The following is a 17,213-nucleotide window of genomic DNA, read 5'->3' as shown; positions in this document are numbered from 1 at the left end:
GGTCCAAATCCGAAAAATCCAAACACACAGAAGCATTTGGGAGGATGACTGTCTGCTGCGAACCGTTCCGAGGAAGTGGCCGCCGCCGATGAGTGGGATGTAGGGACACCGGCCCCGCTTCACAAGTCGCAAATGCCAAGGCTGCGATTCCATCCACAGTTCGGGCCGATCTGTGGAAGAACCACCACCTAGATTGCCGGAATGTGGCTGTTTTTCAGGTAATTAAGGCATGATCACAACTGAAATATGTTCCGCCTACCTATGATTTGCCAACAGAGGATGATTCTTGCGGCTGAAAATCGCGTGGAATGGGCCGATCAGTATGATTCCTGCCACGAATCCGACGGCGTGAGCTTCCCAGGCTATCGAAGCCCCCTGCCCTGACAGAGTGCTGCCCAACAGTCCGGTCAGAAGATTTACGCCCATCCATGCCGCAGAGGCTCTCAACACGGCGGGATGGAATATGGGTATCAGGAACCCCGGACCTGCCATCAAACGCAGCGATGCACCGATCAATCCGAAGGCTGCGCCGGAGGCTCCCACCACGGGCGTTGTGTCACCGGCATGCAGGGCCGCATAGCCCGCACCGGCAATCAGACCGCACACTATAAAGAAGGCGAGCCAACCCGTCGGTCCCAGCGGCTTGTCAAAGTCCCGCGCCACCGGCGAGCCAAAGGCGACGACCGCGAATGCATTCATCAGCACATGCAGCCAGCCGCCGTGCACGACCATATGGGTAAACAGCCCCCCATAATAACCTTGCTGGAGATCGACCGGCCTCATCCCCCAGCTCATACCGCCGTCGGGCAGCTGTCGCTGGGCAAAGTAGAGCGCGATCAATCCGGCCGCGACCATAAGGGGCATAAACGGCACATTGAACATGGGCTCGCCCTTGGCAGGCGCGTTCGGCGGAGGGTTATCGTACGGGTCCATATATAGAGAGATGGACTTCGCGCCTTCGAAGCTCAAGCCGTCTCGTGTCAATGCGATGCAAGCCACTGGCACAGGCGTTGCTGTGTGCTCCCTTATTCAAGGGGGAGTTGTGCCAATGCGCACCAAATGGAACATCAAGAGTTCCGGCCTGACAGTGCCGATGGCCTCGGCGGCCGTGCTGTTGCTCGCCCTTCCCTGCCAGGCGCAGCAAACCTCCGGTCGCAATCTGGGACAGCTTCAAGCCGGATATGGCGGCTCGCGCTACACCACCGCCACAAGCGCCACGGGCAGCACCCGGGATTCCAATGGCAACCGCCTGATCGTGGACGGCATCATCCAATCCGGTGCCAGCAGCTACCAGCAATCATCCGGTGGAGTATCGGCTGGGAGCCAGATTTCACAAGGCGGTCGGGATGGAACGGCCATAGGTGGCGCGACGGCCATCGGCAACAATCTGAATGTCGTGGTTCAGGGCAACCACAACACAGTCATCGTCCGGTCCAACCAGACCAACACAGGCAATATCACCGCTGGCACGGTGCTGAACGGAAGGCTGGTGTTCCAGTGAGTGCAATAAAGAGAAAAGCTGTGCGCGGCGTCGCGGCTGCTGGCTGTACGGCCCTGTTGCTGGCGGGCTGTGTCAGTCCGGTGGCCGGACCTTCGGGCCTGTACGCCCAGCCTATCGGAAACGCGCCGGTCACATCGAACCCGACGCCGTATTCGGACGCACTGTATTGTCTTGCCGATTATGCCCGCCGTTATGAGCTGCCCTCGCCGCGCATGGCTGTGGGCCGGATCAGCGATTATACGGGCACCATCTCTGCCGATGGCGGTCGCCAGATCACACAGGGCGCATCGCTCATGGCCAGCTCGGCCCTGGCCAAGGCCGGTGCGCGTCTGGTCGAACGCTATGACACCTCGGTTTCCGAGCTGGAACTTCGCTATGCCAATAACAGGCTGATAGGCAACAGTGCCGTCGATCCGCAGGATCCGGGTTATCGCCGCATCCTGGCCGGACAGGTTCCTGGCTCGGATTTCTATCTGGTCGGTGGCATTACCGAGGTAAACTACAACATCCGGTCCGCCGGTTTCGACGTGGCCGCAGGCCAGGTGAAGGACAATGGCGGCTCTGGCCTGATCAATGGCCGCGTCTTTGTGATGAATGTCGCGATCGACCTTCGACTGGTGCAGACCACCACGCTGGAAGTCGTCGATGTCGTTTCCTACCAGAAGCAGATCGTCGGCCGCGAGATATCGGCGGGCGTTTTCGACTTCCTGAACGGCAATGTCTTTGATGTCTCCGCCGGAGGCAGCGGACTGGAGCCTGTGCAACTGGCCGTTCGCGCGCTGGTCGAGCGTGCCACCATCGAGTTCATGAGCAACCTTTACGGTGCACCCGGACCCGACATCTGCCTGAACCCTTCCAATGATCCGCTGGGTGGCCGTCCCACCTATGCCGCCTATCCGACAACGGACGATCGCTATGGCCCGACACACGCAAACAACACTGGTGGCAGTCGCGTGGCTCGCGGGGTGCGCCGCAGCGGCGAATAGCACGCAGGCTCAAGACGGACAGGCACGCTCGTTCCCCATCGTTCTGAACGAGCAAATCCAGTTCGGTGATGTCTTCGCCGGACAGCGGCTCAATGTGGTTGTGGCCCGCCAACAGATAACGGTTTCGGACACCGCACTGGGCAACCGTGTATCCGGTGGCTCTGTCGGTCAGGACCTTTACGTCCAAAACCGCCAGTACCAGCACGGCGTAGTCTCCGCTGACACCGCCCTCCACATAGAAGACGAGGCGTCGGGCCGTCTCACCGTCGTCACCCAGGCCAGAGGCAATGAAGCGTCTGTGGCGGCCAACCATGCCGAACTGGCCCTGGACAGTGACCAAGCCAGCTATGGCTCGGTCAGGGCCAGCGTCGCTCTGGAAAACGACAGCGCCAATCTGACCGGGGGCAGTCGTATCGCCACGGCGGCCTATGCCAATGCCCTGACCGCGGGCGGCCAGAACACGCGCGTCACCGGCTCCATCCAGCAAAGCGCCTCGGCTGACACGGTCGCACAGACCTATGCTCCGGCGCGCTATGTGCCCGGCACAAGCCATTTTACGGCCGAGGCCACCGCCAATACGGCTATGGTCACATCAACGGGGGCGTCGTCCCAGAATCTGGCTGTGCGCCAGACCGCCGAAGGCTGGGTGGGAGCCGAAGCCGTATCGAGCGCCGCAAATGCCTGGAACAGCAGCACCACCGCCGTGGCCGGTGCCAACCGCCTATCGACACTTAATGCGGGCGGATTGCAGGTGGTTAGTGCCGAACAGATCAATACGGGCAGCGTGCAAGGCCGCACCAGCACCTATGCCTATGATTACGGGGATCTGAGATCGATCGCCGAGGGTGCCGCCAACACCGTCATTGTCGGCAATCAGGACATCTGGGTGGAAATCGACAATAACCAGCTCAACTCGGGCGGGGTCATGGTCGAGGCCGAGCTGAGCGGGCACAATGGCTATGACGCCTATGTCGGAGCCAATGCGAGCGGCAATACGGTCACGGCCTATGCCTGTTCCGAATGCGCCGGATCGGTCAATGCGAACTCGGTACAGGTCAACCACGGTGCCGTCACCGCAACCGCTGTCACCAATCTGTCCGGGCAGAGCCGCGCCGTTATCACCGGCACAACAGCGACCGGTAACAACGCCAGTTTCTACGTTACCCGCACCGGAAACTGACGACGTCAAAGGGGGGGTCAAGGGCTACGCGAGCGACCAATGATAGACGAACATTACATTTCGTTAAGTTGATGGCCGCAACTTCGCCCTTAGACCGGTAGGCGAGAAAAACCTGAACACGCAACCGTCACGCGTCTTCATACCCCCATCCCCCTTTGACAGGAGCAGTCCCTGCCATGACGTCACACCGCCGCGCAATTCTTCCGGCTGTATCCGCACTCGCGATTCTGACGGGCGCAGGTCTACCCGTAATCGCCTATGCCAACGCTCCTGCCGCTGCCGCACAACAGCAAACCCAGGCCGGTCGTCCGTGGCCGCAGGACCGCAGCGATCTGAAGGCCGATGAGCGTCTGCGCTTCGGGCGCATGGACAATGGCATGCGCTATGTGCTGATGCGCAATGCGACACCGCCGGGTCAGGTCTCGCTGCGCCTCCACGTCAATGCGGGATCCCTGCACGAAACCGACGAGCAGCAGGGTCTGGCGCACTTTACCGAACACATGCTGTTCAACGGCACCGAGAACATTCCGGAAAACGAGCTTCTGCGCATTCTGGAACGTCTGGGCCTGCAGTTCGGCGCCGACACCAATGCGGCGACGGGTTTTGACGAGACCTTCTATCGTCTTGAACTTCCGCGCGGTAACGACGAAACCATCGACGCCTCGCTGCGCATCATGCGCGAGCAGGTTTCGCGGGCTCAGATGGACATCGACGCCATCAATGCAGAGCGTGACGTCATTGTCGGCGAAGCGCGTACCCGCGACACGCCAGCCCTTCGGTCCCTAAAGGCCCAACTGGCGCTTCTGGCCCCGGGACAACAGGTTTCGCGCCGCCTGCCGATTGGCGATCTGGACGTTATCCGCACCGCGCCGCCGCAGCGTTTCATCGACTTCTACCGCGCCTATTACCGCCCCGAGCGTGTGACCTTCGTGGCGGTCGGTGACTTTGACGTCGATGCGATGGAGGCCAAAATCCGCGGTCAGTTCGAAGACTGGCGCAATACCTACCCCGATGGCCCCGAACCGGATCGGGGCGTCGCCCAGACGCGTGAACCGCAAGCCGCAATCATTGTCGAGCCGGGCACCCAATACTCGGTCAGCCTGTATCGCATCCGCCCGTACATGGAGCGCATCGACAACCAGCAACTGCGTCGCGAGAACGTACTGCGAAACATCGGCCTGGCCGTTCTGAACCGCCGCCTTGGTGAAATCTCGCGTCAGGACAATCCGCCGTTCAACGGTGCGGGTGCCGGAAGCGGCGCTTTGGTGAAATCGCTGGACAGCGGTTCGATCACGGCCAACTTCAACCCTGGCGGCCTACAGCGCGCGCTCGAAACCATCGAGCAGGAACAGCGCCGCATGATCCAGTACGGCCCGACCGAAGCCGAGATCCAGCGCGAAATCGCCGACATCCGCACCGGACTGGAAAACTTCGCCGCTGCCGCCAACACCCAACAGACGGCGGCTCTGGCCGGCTCGATCCAGTCGCGCCTGCACGGTGAGACGGTACCGACTTCGCCCGCGGATGATCTGGCCTTCTTCAATCAGGTCACCAGTGACATCAAGGTCGAGGACGTCAAAGCCCAAACCGCAAAAGCCCTCGACGGCAGCGGCCCTCTTGCCCTTGTCACCGCCCCTGCTGCCATCGATGGCGGCGAGGCCGAGGTCGTTCGCATTCTCGAAGCCAGCCAGAAGGTTGAAGTCCAGCCGCCTGCCGCCGCCGCTGCGGCTGAATGGCCCTATACCGCCTTCGGTACACCGACCGAACCTGCCGCGACCAAGACGTTCGAACAGGCCGGTGCCACCCTTTACACCTTCCCGAACAATGTCCGCCTGATCTTCAAACAGACCGATTTCCGCAAGGACCAGATCATGGTCTCGGTCGAGACGGGCCTTGGTGATCTGGGCTTGCCGAAAGACCGTTTCGATCCGCTCAATATCGCCCCTTCGATCTTTACCCTGGGTGGCCTGGGCAGGCTGACGGTCGACGAGATGAACCGCGTGCTGGCAGGTAAGACCTATGGCGCGGGCATGAATGTCGGCACCGAGGAAGTGACCCTTACCGGCAGCACCCGCCCGCAGGACCTCGAACTCCAGCTTCAGGTTCTGGCCGCCTTCTTCACCGATGCCGCCCTGCGTGGCGCACCGCTGGAGCAGATCAAGGCCATCTATCCGCAGATTCTGGAGCAGACCCGCGCCACGGTCGGCGGTGCCATGTCGCTGGATGCCGCCCCCATCCTCGCAGGTGGTGACCGTCGCGCGACCCAACCGACCCTTGAAGAGGTCAACGCCCTGACCGCCGAGGCCATCAAGGCTTCGTATGAGCGCGCCGTATCGCAAGGTCCCATCGACATCACCGTGGTCGGCGATATTTCCGCCGAGGCCGTAGTGGCGGCTGTCGGCAAGACTTTCGGTGCCCTGCCCACCCGCTCCGCACTGCCGCAGGCCACCCCTGAGTCACAGACGCGCAGCCTGCCGCAACCGCGTACCGAGCCGTATCGCTTTACCCATACGGGCAAGCCGGAACAGGCGGGCGTGGCCATTTACTGGGCCGGCACCGATGCTCTGGGTGACCGTCGCGAATCCCGCCTGGTCGGCCTGATGACACAGGTTCTGGAACTGCGCGTCATGGAGGAAATCCGTGAGAAACAGGCCCTTACCTATAGCCCCGGCGTGAACTCGACGGCCTCGCCCACCTACCCCGGCTATGGTTACATCACCGTATCGGGCGATGTGGACGCATCAAAGATCGACGCCTTCCGCGCCGCCGTGGACAAGGTGGTGGCCAGCTTCGCCGAAACGCCGGTGACCGAGGACGAGCTGAACCGCGCCCGCGCCCCGATGATCGAGGCCCAGCGCCGCTCACAGGCCGCCAATGGCTTCTGGCTCGGCGGCCTCAGCAGCCTGCAACGCTATCCCGAACGCGAGGCACTGATGCTGAACTACATCCCCACGCTGGAAAGCTTCACGCCGGCCGATGTTCAGGCAGCGGCGCAGAAATATCTGCGCAAGGACCGCTCATGGTCCTTCGAAGTGGTCCACGCCGGCCAGTAATCGGCCCGAAACAAAAAGGCCCCGGAAATATCCGGGGCCTTTTCCTTTGTGGATGGTGTGCAAGGTCAGAAGACCCGACCACCCACGCCCCCGTCCATCATCATCATACCCGAGCTGGAAAGGCTGCGTTCGACAACCTCCTCGCGGTATTCTGTGATGGTCTCCTCTCCGCGCAGCACGATATCCTTTGTGCCGGCCCCATAGCGGCGCAGCAGCGAACGTTCGTTACAGTCGCGCTCGCGTTTTTGCGGACGGCACTGGATGACCTTTCCGCCGTACCAAAGCGCCTCGCCTTTTTCGCAGATAACCGTTTCGGATGGCCCGCCATCCAGATCGATCTTGGTCCATTGCAAACGGGTTCCCGGAATGCAGCGATAGACCTCGCCCTCATAGGTTTCCAGAACCTCGCGGCCCGGCCGGACCTGAGAGGCAGCATGCGGCACACTGCGGTCATCGACGCAGACCGCCTGCAGGCGATAGCGTTTCTCCCACGAGCGCGTGCTCGTGAAAGGCACACGCACCCGCTCGGAGATCATACCCTCAACCGCCAGACCCGATGCCGTCATCGGATAGGGCTGATCGACGTTGAAATAGGCTCCACCACCGCCCGCGACGATGACGCTCGAGGCCGCCCCCGCACCGGCGCGACCATAGGCCCGCGCCCTTGCTTCGGCACCTGCCGTCGCCTGGGCGGAGTTGATGTTGACGTTCACATTGACAGAACCGCCCGCGCCGCAGCAGGGCGGCGTTACGGGCGCGCAACCCTTGCCTGCGCAACCGTGATACGGGGGCACAGGCGGTGGCGGTGGTGGCGGCGGCGGCGCACAGGTCCGGCAGCCGCCATCTCCGGCGACAGCCCATCCGGCCGCCAGCCAAAGACCCGCAGCAAGGGCCGATGCCCCGATTGTTCCTACCCATGCTCGCATGATGCGCCCCTCAACAGGTGTCGCATCCCTGTGATGCAAGTCGCAGGCCGCAAAATATCACCCGACAGGCGCAAGACCTGTTCCGCCTTGAGGCATGCAACGCCCGGGCGTGTCTTTATGGCACAACCGACGTTAGATTTCGGTCAGGTCGCGGGCGAAGCGTTTCCAGTTCTCGACATAATGAAGGGCCGACATTTTAAGGCCCGTCACCGCCCCCTCGTCCAGTTCGCGCACGACCTTGCCGGGTTGGCCCATGACCAGCGAATTGTCCGGAATGACCTTGCCTTCGGTGATCAGGGCATTGGCACCGATCAGACAGTTCCTGCCGATCTTGGCCCCGTTCAGCACCACCGCGCCAATGCCGATCAGGCTGTTGTCGCCGATCTCGCAGCCGTGCAGCATCGCCTTATGGCCCACGGTCACACCCTCACCGATCGTCATCGGATAGCCGATGTCGGTGTGCAGGATGGAAGCTTCCTGAATATTGGTATTGCGGCCGATAACGATGGGATCGTTGTCCCCACGCACGACCACATTGAACCACACGCTTGCCCCTTCCATCAGCGTGACATTGCCGATGACCGTGGCATTGGGCGCGATCCAGTATTCACCGGCGACGGGCAGTTTCGGGCTGGCATCTCCAAGACGATAGACACTCATCGGTTCTTCACTCCGCCGTTGCAATTTCTTCTCTTTAACACTCGCCTAACCACGTTACAGTCAGAGTGTTGTAGCGATTCGAAGTGCTATTGGTCCTTCGTATCCGAAGCCGGATCAAGCCCGGTCCGGTCTACGCTGGAGAATGCGTTTGACGTGTTCGGTACCAGTTGGTTGTCGGCCTATCGGCATTTGCCGCGGCACCCCTACGGCTGATCCCGGAGACGGCATCTCGCGCACTTCCGCCCTGCCTACAATGCACACGTTCAAGGCGATCCCGTTCGGGTTCGCCTTTTTTCTTGCCCGGAGGCATCCATGTCCAAGCGTTCAGCCATGAAGCGTCAGGTCCGCGAAGGTGTTCTGGATCCACGCGAGTTCTCACAGGATGCCAAGGTACGGCGGTTGCCAAACCATGCGGGGTGGTCGCCCTACCCTTCGAATGACGAGCGCGAGCAGGGCTATCTGAAAACCCTGAAACCCAAGTCCGACGGTCAGGCCCAACTGCTGCAAGCCATCGACCGCTATAACCTCGTCACCGCGCTCGGCCCCGCAGGGACGGGCAAGACCTATCTGGCCATCGCCAAGGCGGTAGAGGCTCTTGAGGCCGGAAAGGTCGGGCGTATCGTGCTGTCGCGCCCCGCGGTCGAGGCGGGCGAATCCATCGGCTTCCTGCCGGGCGATATGGAAGACAAACTGGCCCCCTACCTGCGCCCGCTCTACGACGCGCTATCGGACCGCCTGTCGATGAAGCGGGTCAAGGCCCTGATGGCCGAGGGGCTGATCGAGATAGCGCCCGTCGGCTATATGCGCGGGCGTACGCTGAACAACGCCTTCGTGGTCGTGGACGAGGCCCAGAACTGCACCTACGTCCAGCTCAAGATGCTGCTCACGCGGCTGGGGTGGCATTCCACAATGGTCGTCACGGGTGACCCGCACCAATCGGACCTTCTGCCCGGTGTCTCGGGTCTTGGCGACATCGCCGAGCGGTTGGAACAACTGGAAAGCGTCTCTGTGATCCGTCTGGCCGAGCGTGACATCGTGCGCCATCCGCTGGTCGCAGAGATGATCGGCGTCCTCTGACACCATCCGGTCAAAGCAAAAGGCCCGCCGATCCGGCGGGCCTTTTTTATTACATCACCTTGGCCAGTGCCTCGGCATCCGTAGGCTTTTCCTTCGGGACAGGCGGTGCCGGGGGCAGACGTGGGCCCAGCCTGTCGATCATCGCAAAGACAAACGGGTTCAGCGAAATCGACAGCAGGGCCGCCGCGAGGATCAGATCATGCGTCTCCCGCGCCAATGCCCCCATCTGCATGGAGATGGCCGCCAGAATAAATGAAAACTCGCCGATCTGGGCCAGCGAAGCCGCCACCGTCAGACTGGTCGCACGGTCCAGTTTGAATGCCGTCGTGATCATCAATGCGGCCAGCGACTTGCCGATGATGACGATGAACACCACCCCTAGCACCGCCCACGGTTGGTTCAGCACAACCTGCGGGTCGAACAGCATGCCCACCGACACAAAGAACAGCACGGCAAAGGCGTCTCTCAGGGGCAGTGAACGCTCGGCCGCGTTGTGCCCCAGTGGCGTCCCGTTCAGCACAAGGCCCGCCACAAAGGCCCCCAGCGCGAACGACGCCCCGAACACGGCGTAGGCCAGCCATGCAATACCCAGCGCAATCGACAGGACGCCCAGCGTGAACAGCTCGCGCGACTTGGTATGGGCGATGCGAACCAACAGCCACGGCAGGACTTTCGCCCCCACCACAAACATCAGCAGTACAAACAGGGCGACCTTGAGCAGGGTCCAGCCCACACTGCCCGCCATTGCACCGGCACTAAGGATCTGTCCGTCCGACCGTACCAACAGCGGCAGCATCACCAGGGCGACAACGATCACCAGATCCTCGACGATCAGCCATCCCACGGCGATCTTGCCGATTTCGCTCTTCACCTGTTTGCGCTCTTCCAGCGCCTTGAGCAGCACAACGGTGGATGCCACCGACAGGGAGAACCCCAGAAGCGAAGCTTCAAGATTCCCCAGCCCCAAGGCAAAACGGCCCAGCGCCCAGCCCATAAGCGACGCCGCCGCTATCTGCACCAGCGCACCCGGCAAGGCGACCTTGCGGACCTGCATAAGGTCTTTCGGCGAGAAGTGCAGTCCTACCCCGAACATCAACAGGATCACGCCGATTTCGGCCAGCTGCGGTGCCAACTCCGTATCGGCCACATAGCCCGGTGTAAAAGGCCCGACCACGACACCGGCTATCAGATACCCCACCAGAGGCGACAGTCTCAGTCGATTGGCCAACATGCCGAACACAAAGGCCAGCACAAATCCCCCGACTAAGGTGACAATCAGACTGTCAGCGTGGGGCATCGGCACTCCGGATTACAATGGGATATGGGGGCACCTGACAATGAAGCGTCACGGTTGAGCCATCAATACAAATGATAGCCGAACCGCCACCTTCAACCCCCTTATCGTCCGTCAGGCATTTTTATAGAGAGCGGCGGGGGGAAGCCCCGGCAAGTCCACCTTGGACATCGGCACCGCGGGCCGGTCCATATCCACGCCCAGAGCGTCATAGGTGGCCTGACTGGAAAAGCCGAAGGGCTCGGCGTCCGCATTGTCATAGACATAGTAGATGGCGCTGACGCCGGTCATATAGGCCGCCGCCAGACACATCGGGCAAGGCTGGCCGCTGGCATATAGAACCGCGCCGGACATGTCGGTCGTTCCCATGTCGGCCCCGGCCTTTCTCAAGGCCTCCATCTCGGCATGGGATGACGGGTCATGAATGGCCAGCATGCGGTTCACCCCCGTCGCGAGAAGCTGTCCCTCGCGGACCAGAACGGCCCCGAAGGGCCGGCCGCCCATAGCGACATTCTCCATCGCCAGATCGACGGCCTGATCCAGCCATTTCCGGTGCCCGTCTGTATCGGTCATTTCACATCCTCCAAGTGGCATACGGAGAATTAAGGCCCCAGCCTGCCTTCGGCTCCACACATCGGGTGCGGGCCGCAGGCTGTTCCAGAAGGTGCAGCATGCGCCCTTCCGGAAACCGTTCGCTCTTCCTAGGTTTGGGATCCGCGATCTCCAAAAAGGCACAAGTACATGCGTAGCGAACACTCGATCACCGTCGATGGTATCTCCATTCCGCAGCTGGGCTTCGGTACATGGCAGTTGAAGGGCAATGACGCCCGCCGCATGGTCGCCGAGGCCCTGCGCATCGGTTATCGCCACATCGACACCGCCTTCATCTATGACAACGAAACCGAGGTCGGTCAGGGCATCAAGGATGCGGGGATCGCACGCGAAGACTTCTTCCTGACGACGAAGATCTGGGTCACCAACCTGACCCGCGACGCCCTGCTGAAACAGGCCGAGGAAAGCGCCGAGCGTCTGGGCTCCACGCCCGACCTTCTTCTGCTGCACTGGCCCAAGCCTCAGCCGGAGCTCAGCGAGACCATCGCCGCCCTGAACGAGGCAAAGGAACGCGGCCTGACCCGTGCCATCGGCCTGTCCAACTATCCGTCGGCCCTGTGGCAAAAGGCGCAGGATCTGTCGGCGGCCAAGCTGGTCACCAATCAGGTCGAATACCACCCGCTGCTGACCATCAACGCCCTGAAGACCAAGGCCGCCGAACTCGGCGCCTCGCTGACGGCATGGTCCCCTCTGGCGCGCGGCAAGGTTCTGGACGAACCCGTCGTCCAGGAAATCGCCCGAAAGTACGGCAAGACCGCCGGTCAGGTCACACTGCGCTGGATCATCCAGCAAGGCCTGATCGCCATTCCCAAGACCGCCAATGAAGCCCGCGCCCGTGAAAACTTCGACATTTTCGACTTTGCCCTGACCGAGGACGAAATCGCCCGCATGGCGGCACTGGCCAACGATTTCCGGGTCGGTGACCACCTCGATCCCGCCTTCCAATGGGACGCTGACTAAAATCGCTCCCGAGCGCGTGATTGGACGAAACCGCCAATCACGCGCACCTTTCCAACTCACCAGTATGGGCTGAACCTGAAAACAGGCTGCCGCGCGTACCCTGAAGCGACTGTTCTGGGAGGGACGTCATGGGTTCGGTACTAGGTTTTCCGACGGCTGATCCCGTCGATCTGATTGTCGGTGCCAGGGTCAGGCGCTGGCGCGACCGCCGCGGCATGGAGCGCGAGGAACTGGCCGCTATGCTGCATCTCAGCGCCGCCGATATACGCATGATCGAGGCGGGTCGGCGGCACCTGAACAGCGCCGAACTGGATGCCGCCACCCGGGCCCTTCGGCTGCCGATCTGGGCGCTGGTTGCCGACACTCCGGCCCACTGACGCAAAGCCACAGGTGACAGACGGTGCAATGCCGCCTAATCCACGGCTATGGCCTACAAATCCCTCCGCGATTTCATCGAACAGCTGGAAGCACAGGGCGAACTGGTTCGCGTCTCCGAACCGGTTTCCACCGTGCTGGAAATGACCGAGATCCAGACCCGTCTGCTGCGTAACGGCGGACCGGCTGTGATCTTTGAAAAGCCCGTCATGCCCGACGGCTCGGTCAGCCCCATCCCCTGCCTCGTCAACCTGTTCGGCACGGTCAAGCGCGTGGCGATGGGCGTGACGCTGGAAAACAAACAGCGCACCACCACGCAGGAACTGCGCGAAGTGGGCGAACTGCTGGCCTTCCTGAAAAATCCGGTCCCGCCACGCGGTCTGGGCGAAGCGATGGAAATGCTGCCGCTGGCCAAGACGGTCATGTCCATGCGCCCCAAGACCGTGAAGAAGGCTCCGGTTCAAGAGGTCGTCCTGACCGGCGATGACATCGACCTGACCAAGCTGCCGATCCAGTCGTGCTGGCCGGGCGAGCCCGCCCCCCTGATAACTTGGGGCCTCGTCGTCACCAAGGGCCCGAGCGACGACCGCGAGGATGATTTCAACCTCGGCATCTACCGCATGCAGGTGCTGGGCAAGGACAAGACCATCATGCGCTGGCTGGCCCACCGTGGCGGTGCCCAGCACTATGCCCGCCACAAGAAGGCCGGCAAGCGCGAGCCCCTGCCCTGCGCCGTCGTTCTGGGTGCCGACCCCGGCACCATTCTGGCCGCCGTTACCCCCGTGCCGGAAACCCTGTCGGAGTATCAGTTCGCTGGCCTGATGCGCGGCGAGAAGGCTGAGCTGGTGCCGTGCAAGACCGTGCCGCTGATGGTGCCTGCCCAAGCCGAGATCGTGCTGGAAGGCCACGTCCTGCTCGACGAGCATCACCCCGAGGGGCCGTACGGCGACCACACGGGCTATTACAACTCGGTCGAGACCTTCCCGGTGTTTCAGGTCACCGCCATCACCATGCGGAAAGACCCGATCTATCTGACCACCTTCACCGGCCGCCCGCCGGATGAACCGTCGGTGCTGGGCGAGGCGCTCANNGCCAGTTCATGTACACCAAGTGGATCATCGTCGTGGACCACGACGTCAACGCCCGCGACTGGAAGGATGTCATGTGGGCCATCTCCACCAAGATGGACCCCGCCCGCGACATCACCGTGATCGAAGGCACCCCGATCGACTATCTGGACTTCGCCTCGCCGGAAAGCGGCCTCGGCTCCAAGATCGGTCTCGACGCCACCGACAAGTGGGAGCCCGAGACCAAGCGCGAATGGGGCGAGGTCATCAAGATGGACGAGGACGTGATCGAGCGCGTCAACGACATCTGGGACAGCCTCGGCCTTCCGGGCGACAGGACGCCCATCTGGAAGAAGTCCTGACCAAGGTCGAAAGGGAGCGCCCGATAGGCGCTCCCTTTTTCGATCGAGCCCCCCTGTAGTCCATAGGCTTACGTTCAACCGATAACTGTGATCTTTGTCAGTTATCGATCGATAGCCATTTCTGGATAGACTGATGACCCTCAAGCTGTTGCGCCACACGACCGGCCTGTCACTCGCCCTACTGATGGCAGGCTCGGCGCTTTCCGCCACAGCTCATGTCGTCTCCGCCTTCGACGCCCCCGCAATCGAACAGGAAAGCGATGCGGTCAGCCCCAATCCGGCGCACGATCCGCAGTATGTGCTGGCCAATCTGACCGAGGTTTCCCCCTTCAACCTTAGCTTTGTCATTGCCGACGAATGGAAGAAGGGAAACAGGCTACGCGCCTCTTTCTGGTATTACATCTGGCAGATCCGCACCGATGCGTGGGTCACGGGCGTGGACGAGGTGGGCTTCTCCTTCTATCGCAACTCGATGAGCGACGAGATGGGCCGCACCATAAACACCTGGATCATGGCGGACCCCGCCCTGATGCGTGACACGGCCCAACGCGCCATCGCCTATGAGGCCAGACTGCCGCTGTCGAACATGCGTCCCGATGAGATGAACGAAGCGGACTGGTTGGCCATTATCACCAAAGCCCGCTCTGACTACGCCGCCGAGTTCCGTGAAGTCTTTGCCGAAATGTCGGACGAAGACATCCGCACCGCCCGCCAGCAAAACGGCCTGCCCGTTGGCACGCCCGCCGATATTGGCGCACCTCTGGATGAGGATTGGCGATAAACCTGCCCAATGCCCCAATGACATGGTCATCGGGGCTTTTTTTATGGACGCAAAACACCCTAAGGTCGCCGCAATATTGTCGCCTGTTGGAGGGGTTCATGCGGCACGTCACGCTCGCGGCCCTAGTCGTCGCCCTAATATCGAGTCCTGCCATGTCCGATACGTCGATCACCAATCACGCCCCTTGGGATCAGGAATTCCTGCCGCCCGCGCCCCAGTGGAACGGTGCCTCGCGCGCCCTGCTGCGTCCGGCCAGCGATCCGTGGGCCTCGGGCTTTGAACAGGACGCCGAACTGAACTTCAGCCCGAACTACGTCGACACCCGCGCATGGTTCGACCGTCTGGACGCCGCCTCCGACCTGATCCGCATCGAGAGCTTCGGCACCTCGCCGGAAGGCCGCGATATCTACGCCGTCATCGCCTCCAAGGACGGCGCGCAGTTCGATCCGGCCAAGCCCACCGTGCTGATCCAAGCGGGCATCCACCCGGGCGAGATCGACGGCAAGGACGCGGGCATGATGCTGCTGCGCGACATCGCCTTCTACGGCAAGGACCACCTGCTGAACGGCGCCAACCTGATCCTGATCCCGATCCTCAGTGTTGACGGTCACGAACGCTCGGGCCGCTACTCCCGTCCGAACCAGCGCGGTCCGCGCATCCAGGGCTGGCGCAACACCGGCACCAACCAGAACCTGAACCGCGACTATCTCAAGCTGGACCAGCCCGAGATGCGCGCGGTCCGCGGCCTGATCCTCAAATACAACCCCGACATCTACGTTGACGTCCACGTTACCGACGGCATGGACTACCAGTACGATGTCACCTTCGGCTTCACCGGCGAGGACGATACCTTCACCCGCTCGCCTGCCATTGCGAAATGGCTGAACGACAGCTTCAAGCCGCCGCTCTACAAGGCGCTGGAAGACAACGGCCACATCCCCGGCGAGCTTGTTTTCGGCATCGACGACGATAACCCCCGCGCGGGCCTGAACGACGGCGGCCTTGGCGAACGCTTCTCCAACGGCTGGGGCGACGCCGCCCACATCCCGACCATCCTGATCGAGAACCACAGCCTTAAGCCGCACGACCAGCGCGTGCTGGGCACCTATGTGTTCATCGAAGAAACCCTGAAGGTCATGGCCGAAAAGGTGGCCGAGGTGCGCGCCGCCATCGCCGCCGACCGCGCCCTGCGCCCCGACGTTGTCCTGGCCAATTTCGTACAGGTCGAAGAGCCGACCGAATATGTCCCGTTCAAGGGCATCAAATACGAAATGTACGAAAGCGCCGCCTCGGGCCGCAGGGAGATCCGCTGGCTGGGCGAGGCCGATCCGGAACTGTGGTCGATGCCGTGGTACGGCTCGCGCCCGACGCTGGAGCTGAAGCGCCCGAAGGCCTACTGGGTGCCCGCCTATCGCACCGACATCATCGAGCGTCTGGCCGCCTCGGGCGTCGAGATGACCCGCGTGGATACGCCCACCGCCGTTGACGTCACCATGCTCCGCCTCAAGGGCCCCAAGCTGTCGCAACGCGCCAACGAAGGCCACATCGAAGTGAAGATCGACGCAGTCGAGGAAGAGCAGACCCGCTGGACCTTCGCGCCGGGTTCGGTCCGCGTCTCCACCGACCAGCCGCTGGGGGACATTGTCATGCTGGCGCTGGAGCCCCAGTCCCGCGAAAGCTATTTCGCATGGGGCATGTTCCTGGAGGTACTCAGCCGCGTCGAATATATCGAGCCCTATGCCATCGCGCCGCTTGCCGACCGTATGATGGCCGCCGATCCGGCCCTCAAGGCCGAGTTCGAGGCCAAGCTGGCCGCCGAGCCGGAGTTTGCAGCCAATCCGCACGCCCGCCTCGGCTGGTTCTACGAACGCACGCCCTTCTATGACCAGCGCCACCTGCTCTACCCCGTGGCCCGCGAGAACTGATGATCGGATCGACCATTCAGTCCGCGGCCCTCTGGGGCGGAATACTGATCCTGCTGCTGTTCGTCCTGTCGGGCATGGCAGCGGGACGCCGCCGCACCTTGCGCATTCCCTATGGCGACGGCGGACAGAACGATCTGTCCGTCGCCGTCCGCGCCTTCGGCAATGCGACCGAATATATTCCGGCGGGTCTGTGCGGGCTGATCCTGCTGGCCTTCCTCGACACCCCGCCCGCCCTGATCCATCTGGTCGGAGCCCTGATGTTCGCCGGTCGCCTGATCCACGCCGGTGCTGTCCTCTACCTGCCGGGCCTCTCTCTGGCCCGCGCTGCAGGCATGACGCTAACGTGGCTCTCCATGCTCATCGCCGGGATCAGCCTGATCGCGTGGTCGGTGCTGTAGGCACGCGACGAGGCTTGGATCAGCCATGAGACAAGCTGCCGGTGTCTTTGCTCGAT

Annotated in this window: 14 protein-coding genes and 2 pseudogenes; 11 read left to right on the top strand and 5 right to left on the bottom strand. The window is 62.2% G+C overall.

Translation table 11 applies throughout. The features are described from left to right. Nucleotides 1–255: 255 nt before the first annotated feature. Nucleotides 256–969 (bottom strand): rhomboid family intramembrane serine protease, encoded by a 714-nt coding sequence (locus B3H86_RS06920; RefSeq protein WP_292052297.1) that lies wholly within the window; start codon nt 967–969, stop codon nt 256–258. A 79-nt stretch (nt 970–1,048) separates the two neighbouring features. Between B3H86_RS06920 and hfaA the strand changes: the two genes are divergently transcribed. From hfaA to B3H86_RS06900, 4 genes are all read left to right on the top strand, one after another. Continuing rightward, the gene (gene hfaA / locus B3H86_RS06915) at nt 1,049–1,501 is read left to right on the top strand and encodes a holdfast anchoring protein HfaA (protein ID WP_292052295.1); all 453 of its coding nucleotides are present in this window, start codon (nt 1,049–1,051) and stop codon (nt 1,499–1,501) included. Between the two features lie 5 nt (nt 1,502–1,506). Beyond that, nucleotides 1,507–2,487 carry a holdfast anchoring protein HfaB gene (hfaB, locus tag B3H86_RS06910; RefSeq protein ID WP_409450247.1) on the top strand — a complete coding sequence of 327 codons (981 nt, stop codon included), beginning with the start codon at nt 1,507–1,509 and terminating at the stop codon, nt 2,485–2,487. Then, nucleotides 2,444–3,667, top strand: coding sequence for a holdfast anchor protein HfaD (gene hfaD / locus B3H86_RS06905; protein WP_292052290.1), 1,224 nt, complete (start codon nt 2,444–2,446; stop codon nt 3,665–3,667). Before hfaB ends, hfaD begins: the two co-directional genes overlap by 44 nt. Nucleotides 3,668–3,843: 176 nt before the next feature. After that, complete coding sequence (locus B3H86_RS06900) at nt 3,844–6,720, top strand: M16 family metallopeptidase (RefSeq protein WP_292052289.1); 2,877 nt, start codon at nt 3,844–3,846, stop codon at nt 6,718–6,720. Nucleotides 6,721–6,785: 65 nt separating this feature from the next. On the opposite strand, the gene B3H86_RS06895 is transcribed toward B3H86_RS06900, so the two are convergent. Together B3H86_RS06895 and B3H86_RS13930 are read right to left on the bottom strand one after the other, a co-directional pair. Beyond that, nucleotides 6,786–7,646 (bottom strand): hypothetical protein, encoded by an 861-nt coding sequence (locus B3H86_RS06895; RefSeq protein ID WP_292052287.1) that lies wholly within the window; start codon nt 7,644–7,646, stop codon nt 6,786–6,788. Between the two features lie 264 nt (nt 7,647–7,910). Continuing rightward, a pseudogene (locus B3H86_RS13930) lies at nt 7,911–8,087 on the bottom strand (gamma carbonic anhydrase family protein); the annotation flags it as partial. 531 nt (nt 8,088–8,618) lie between these two features. Here B3H86_RS13930 and B3H86_RS06885 point away from each other — a divergent pair. Then, a complete protein-coding gene (locus B3H86_RS06885) occupies nt 8,619–9,383 on the top strand; it encodes a PhoH family protein (protein WP_292052282.1) in 765 nt (254 codons plus the stop codon). A 49-nt stretch (nt 9,384–9,432) separates the two neighbouring features. On the opposite strand, the gene B3H86_RS06880 is transcribed toward B3H86_RS06885, so the two are convergent. Next, a complete protein-coding gene (locus tag B3H86_RS06880; RefSeq protein ID WP_292052280.1) occupies nt 9,433–10,680 on the bottom strand; it encodes a cation:proton antiporter in 1,248 nt (415 codons plus the stop codon). 111 nt (nt 10,681–10,791) lie between these two features. Beyond that, the gene (locus B3H86_RS06875) at nt 10,792–11,250 is read right to left on the bottom strand and encodes a nucleoside deaminase (protein WP_292052278.1); all 459 of its coding nucleotides are present in this window, start codon (nt 11,248–11,250) and stop codon (nt 10,792–10,794) included. Between the two features lie 168 nt (nt 11,251–11,418). On the opposite strand from B3H86_RS06875, the gene B3H86_RS06870 reads away from it, so the two are divergent. The 6 genes and pseudogenes from B3H86_RS06870 (at nt 11,419) to B3H86_RS06845 (ending at nt 17,157) form a co-directional block, all read left to right on the top strand. Then, on the top strand, nt 11,419–12,249 hold the full coding sequence (locus tag B3H86_RS06870) for an aldo/keto reductase (RefSeq protein WP_292052276.1): 831 nt from the start codon (nt 11,419–11,421) through the stop codon (nt 12,247–12,249). 128 nt (nt 12,250–12,377) lie between these two features. After that, entirely contained in the window at nt 12,378–12,626 is a 249-nt protein-coding gene (locus B3H86_RS06865) for a helix-turn-helix domain-containing protein (protein ID WP_292052274.1), read from the top strand. Between the two features lie 48 nt (nt 12,627–12,674). Beyond that, nucleotides 12,675–14,053, top strand: a pseudogene (locus B3H86_RS06860) (UbiD family decarboxylase). 133 nt (nt 14,054–14,186) lie between these two features. Continuing rightward, nucleotides 14,187–14,834, top strand: coding sequence for a hypothetical protein (locus tag B3H86_RS06855; protein WP_292052272.1), 648 nt, complete (start codon nt 14,187–14,189; stop codon nt 14,832–14,834). A 152-nt stretch (nt 14,835–14,986) separates the two neighbouring features. After that, nucleotides 14,987–16,759 carry a M14 family metallopeptidase gene (locus tag B3H86_RS06850; protein ID WP_292052270.1) on the top strand — a complete coding sequence of 591 codons (1,773 nt, stop codon included), beginning with the start codon at nt 14,987–14,989 and terminating at the stop codon, nt 16,757–16,759. Beyond that, the gene (locus B3H86_RS06845) at nt 16,759–17,157 is read left to right on the top strand and encodes an MAPEG family protein (RefSeq protein WP_292052268.1); all 399 of its coding nucleotides are present in this window, start codon (nt 16,759–16,761) and stop codon (nt 17,155–17,157) included. Before B3H86_RS06850 ends, B3H86_RS06845 begins: the two co-directional genes overlap by 1 nt. Nucleotides 17,158–17,213 lie beyond the last annotated feature (56 nt).

This window comes from Brevundimonas sp. UBA5866 (assembly GCF_002432125.1).
Taxonomy (GTDB): Bacteria; Pseudomonadota; Alphaproteobacteria; order Caulobacterales; family Caulobacteraceae; genus Brevundimonas.
The sequence above is the reverse complement of the archived record's forward strand: the minus strand, read 5'-3'. Positions and strand labels throughout refer to the sequence as shown.

Bases quoted from the DNA above. Each gene is read 5' to 3' on its own strand.
- B3H86_RS06870 (WP_292052276.1), top strand. From the start codon at position 11,419: ATGCGTAGCGAACACTCGATCACCGTCGATGGTATCTCCATTCCGCAG.
- B3H86_RS06895 (WP_292052287.1), bottom strand. From the start codon at position 7,646: ATGCGAGCATGGGTAGGAACAATCGGGGCATCGGCCCTTGCTGCGGGT.
- B3H86_RS06855 (WP_292052272.1), top strand. From the start codon at position 14,187: ATGACCCTCAAGCTGTTGCGCCACACGACCGGCCTGTCACTCGCCCTA.
- B3H86_RS06880 (WP_292052280.1), bottom strand. From the start codon at position 10,680: ATGCCCCACGCTGACAGTCTGATTGTCACCTTAGTCGGGGGATTTGTG.
- B3H86_RS06850 (WP_292052270.1), top strand. From the start codon at position 14,987: ATGTCCGATACGTCGATCACCAATCACGCCCCTTGGGATCAGGAATTC.
- B3H86_RS06900 (WP_292052289.1), top strand. From the start codon at position 3,844: ATGACGTCACACCGCCGCGCAATTCTTCCGGCTGTATCCGCACTCGCG.
- B3H86_RS06875 (WP_292052278.1), bottom strand. From the start codon at position 11,250: ATGACCGATACAGACGGGCACCGGAAATGGCTGGATCAGGCCGTCGAT.
- hfaA (WP_292052295.1), top strand. From the start codon at position 1,049: ATGCGCACCAAATGGAACATCAAGAGTTCCGGCCTGACAGTGCCGATG.
- B3H86_RS06845 (WP_292052268.1), top strand. From the start codon at position 16,759: ATGATCGGATCGACCATTCAGTCCGCGGCCCTCTGGGGCGGAATACTG.
- B3H86_RS06865 (WP_292052274.1), top strand. From the start codon at position 12,378: ATGGGTTCGGTACTAGGTTTTCCGACGGCTGATCCCGTCGATCTGATT.
- B3H86_RS06885 (WP_292052282.1), top strand. From the start codon at position 8,619: ATGTCCAAGCGTTCAGCCATGAAGCGTCAGGTCCGCGAAGGTGTTCTG.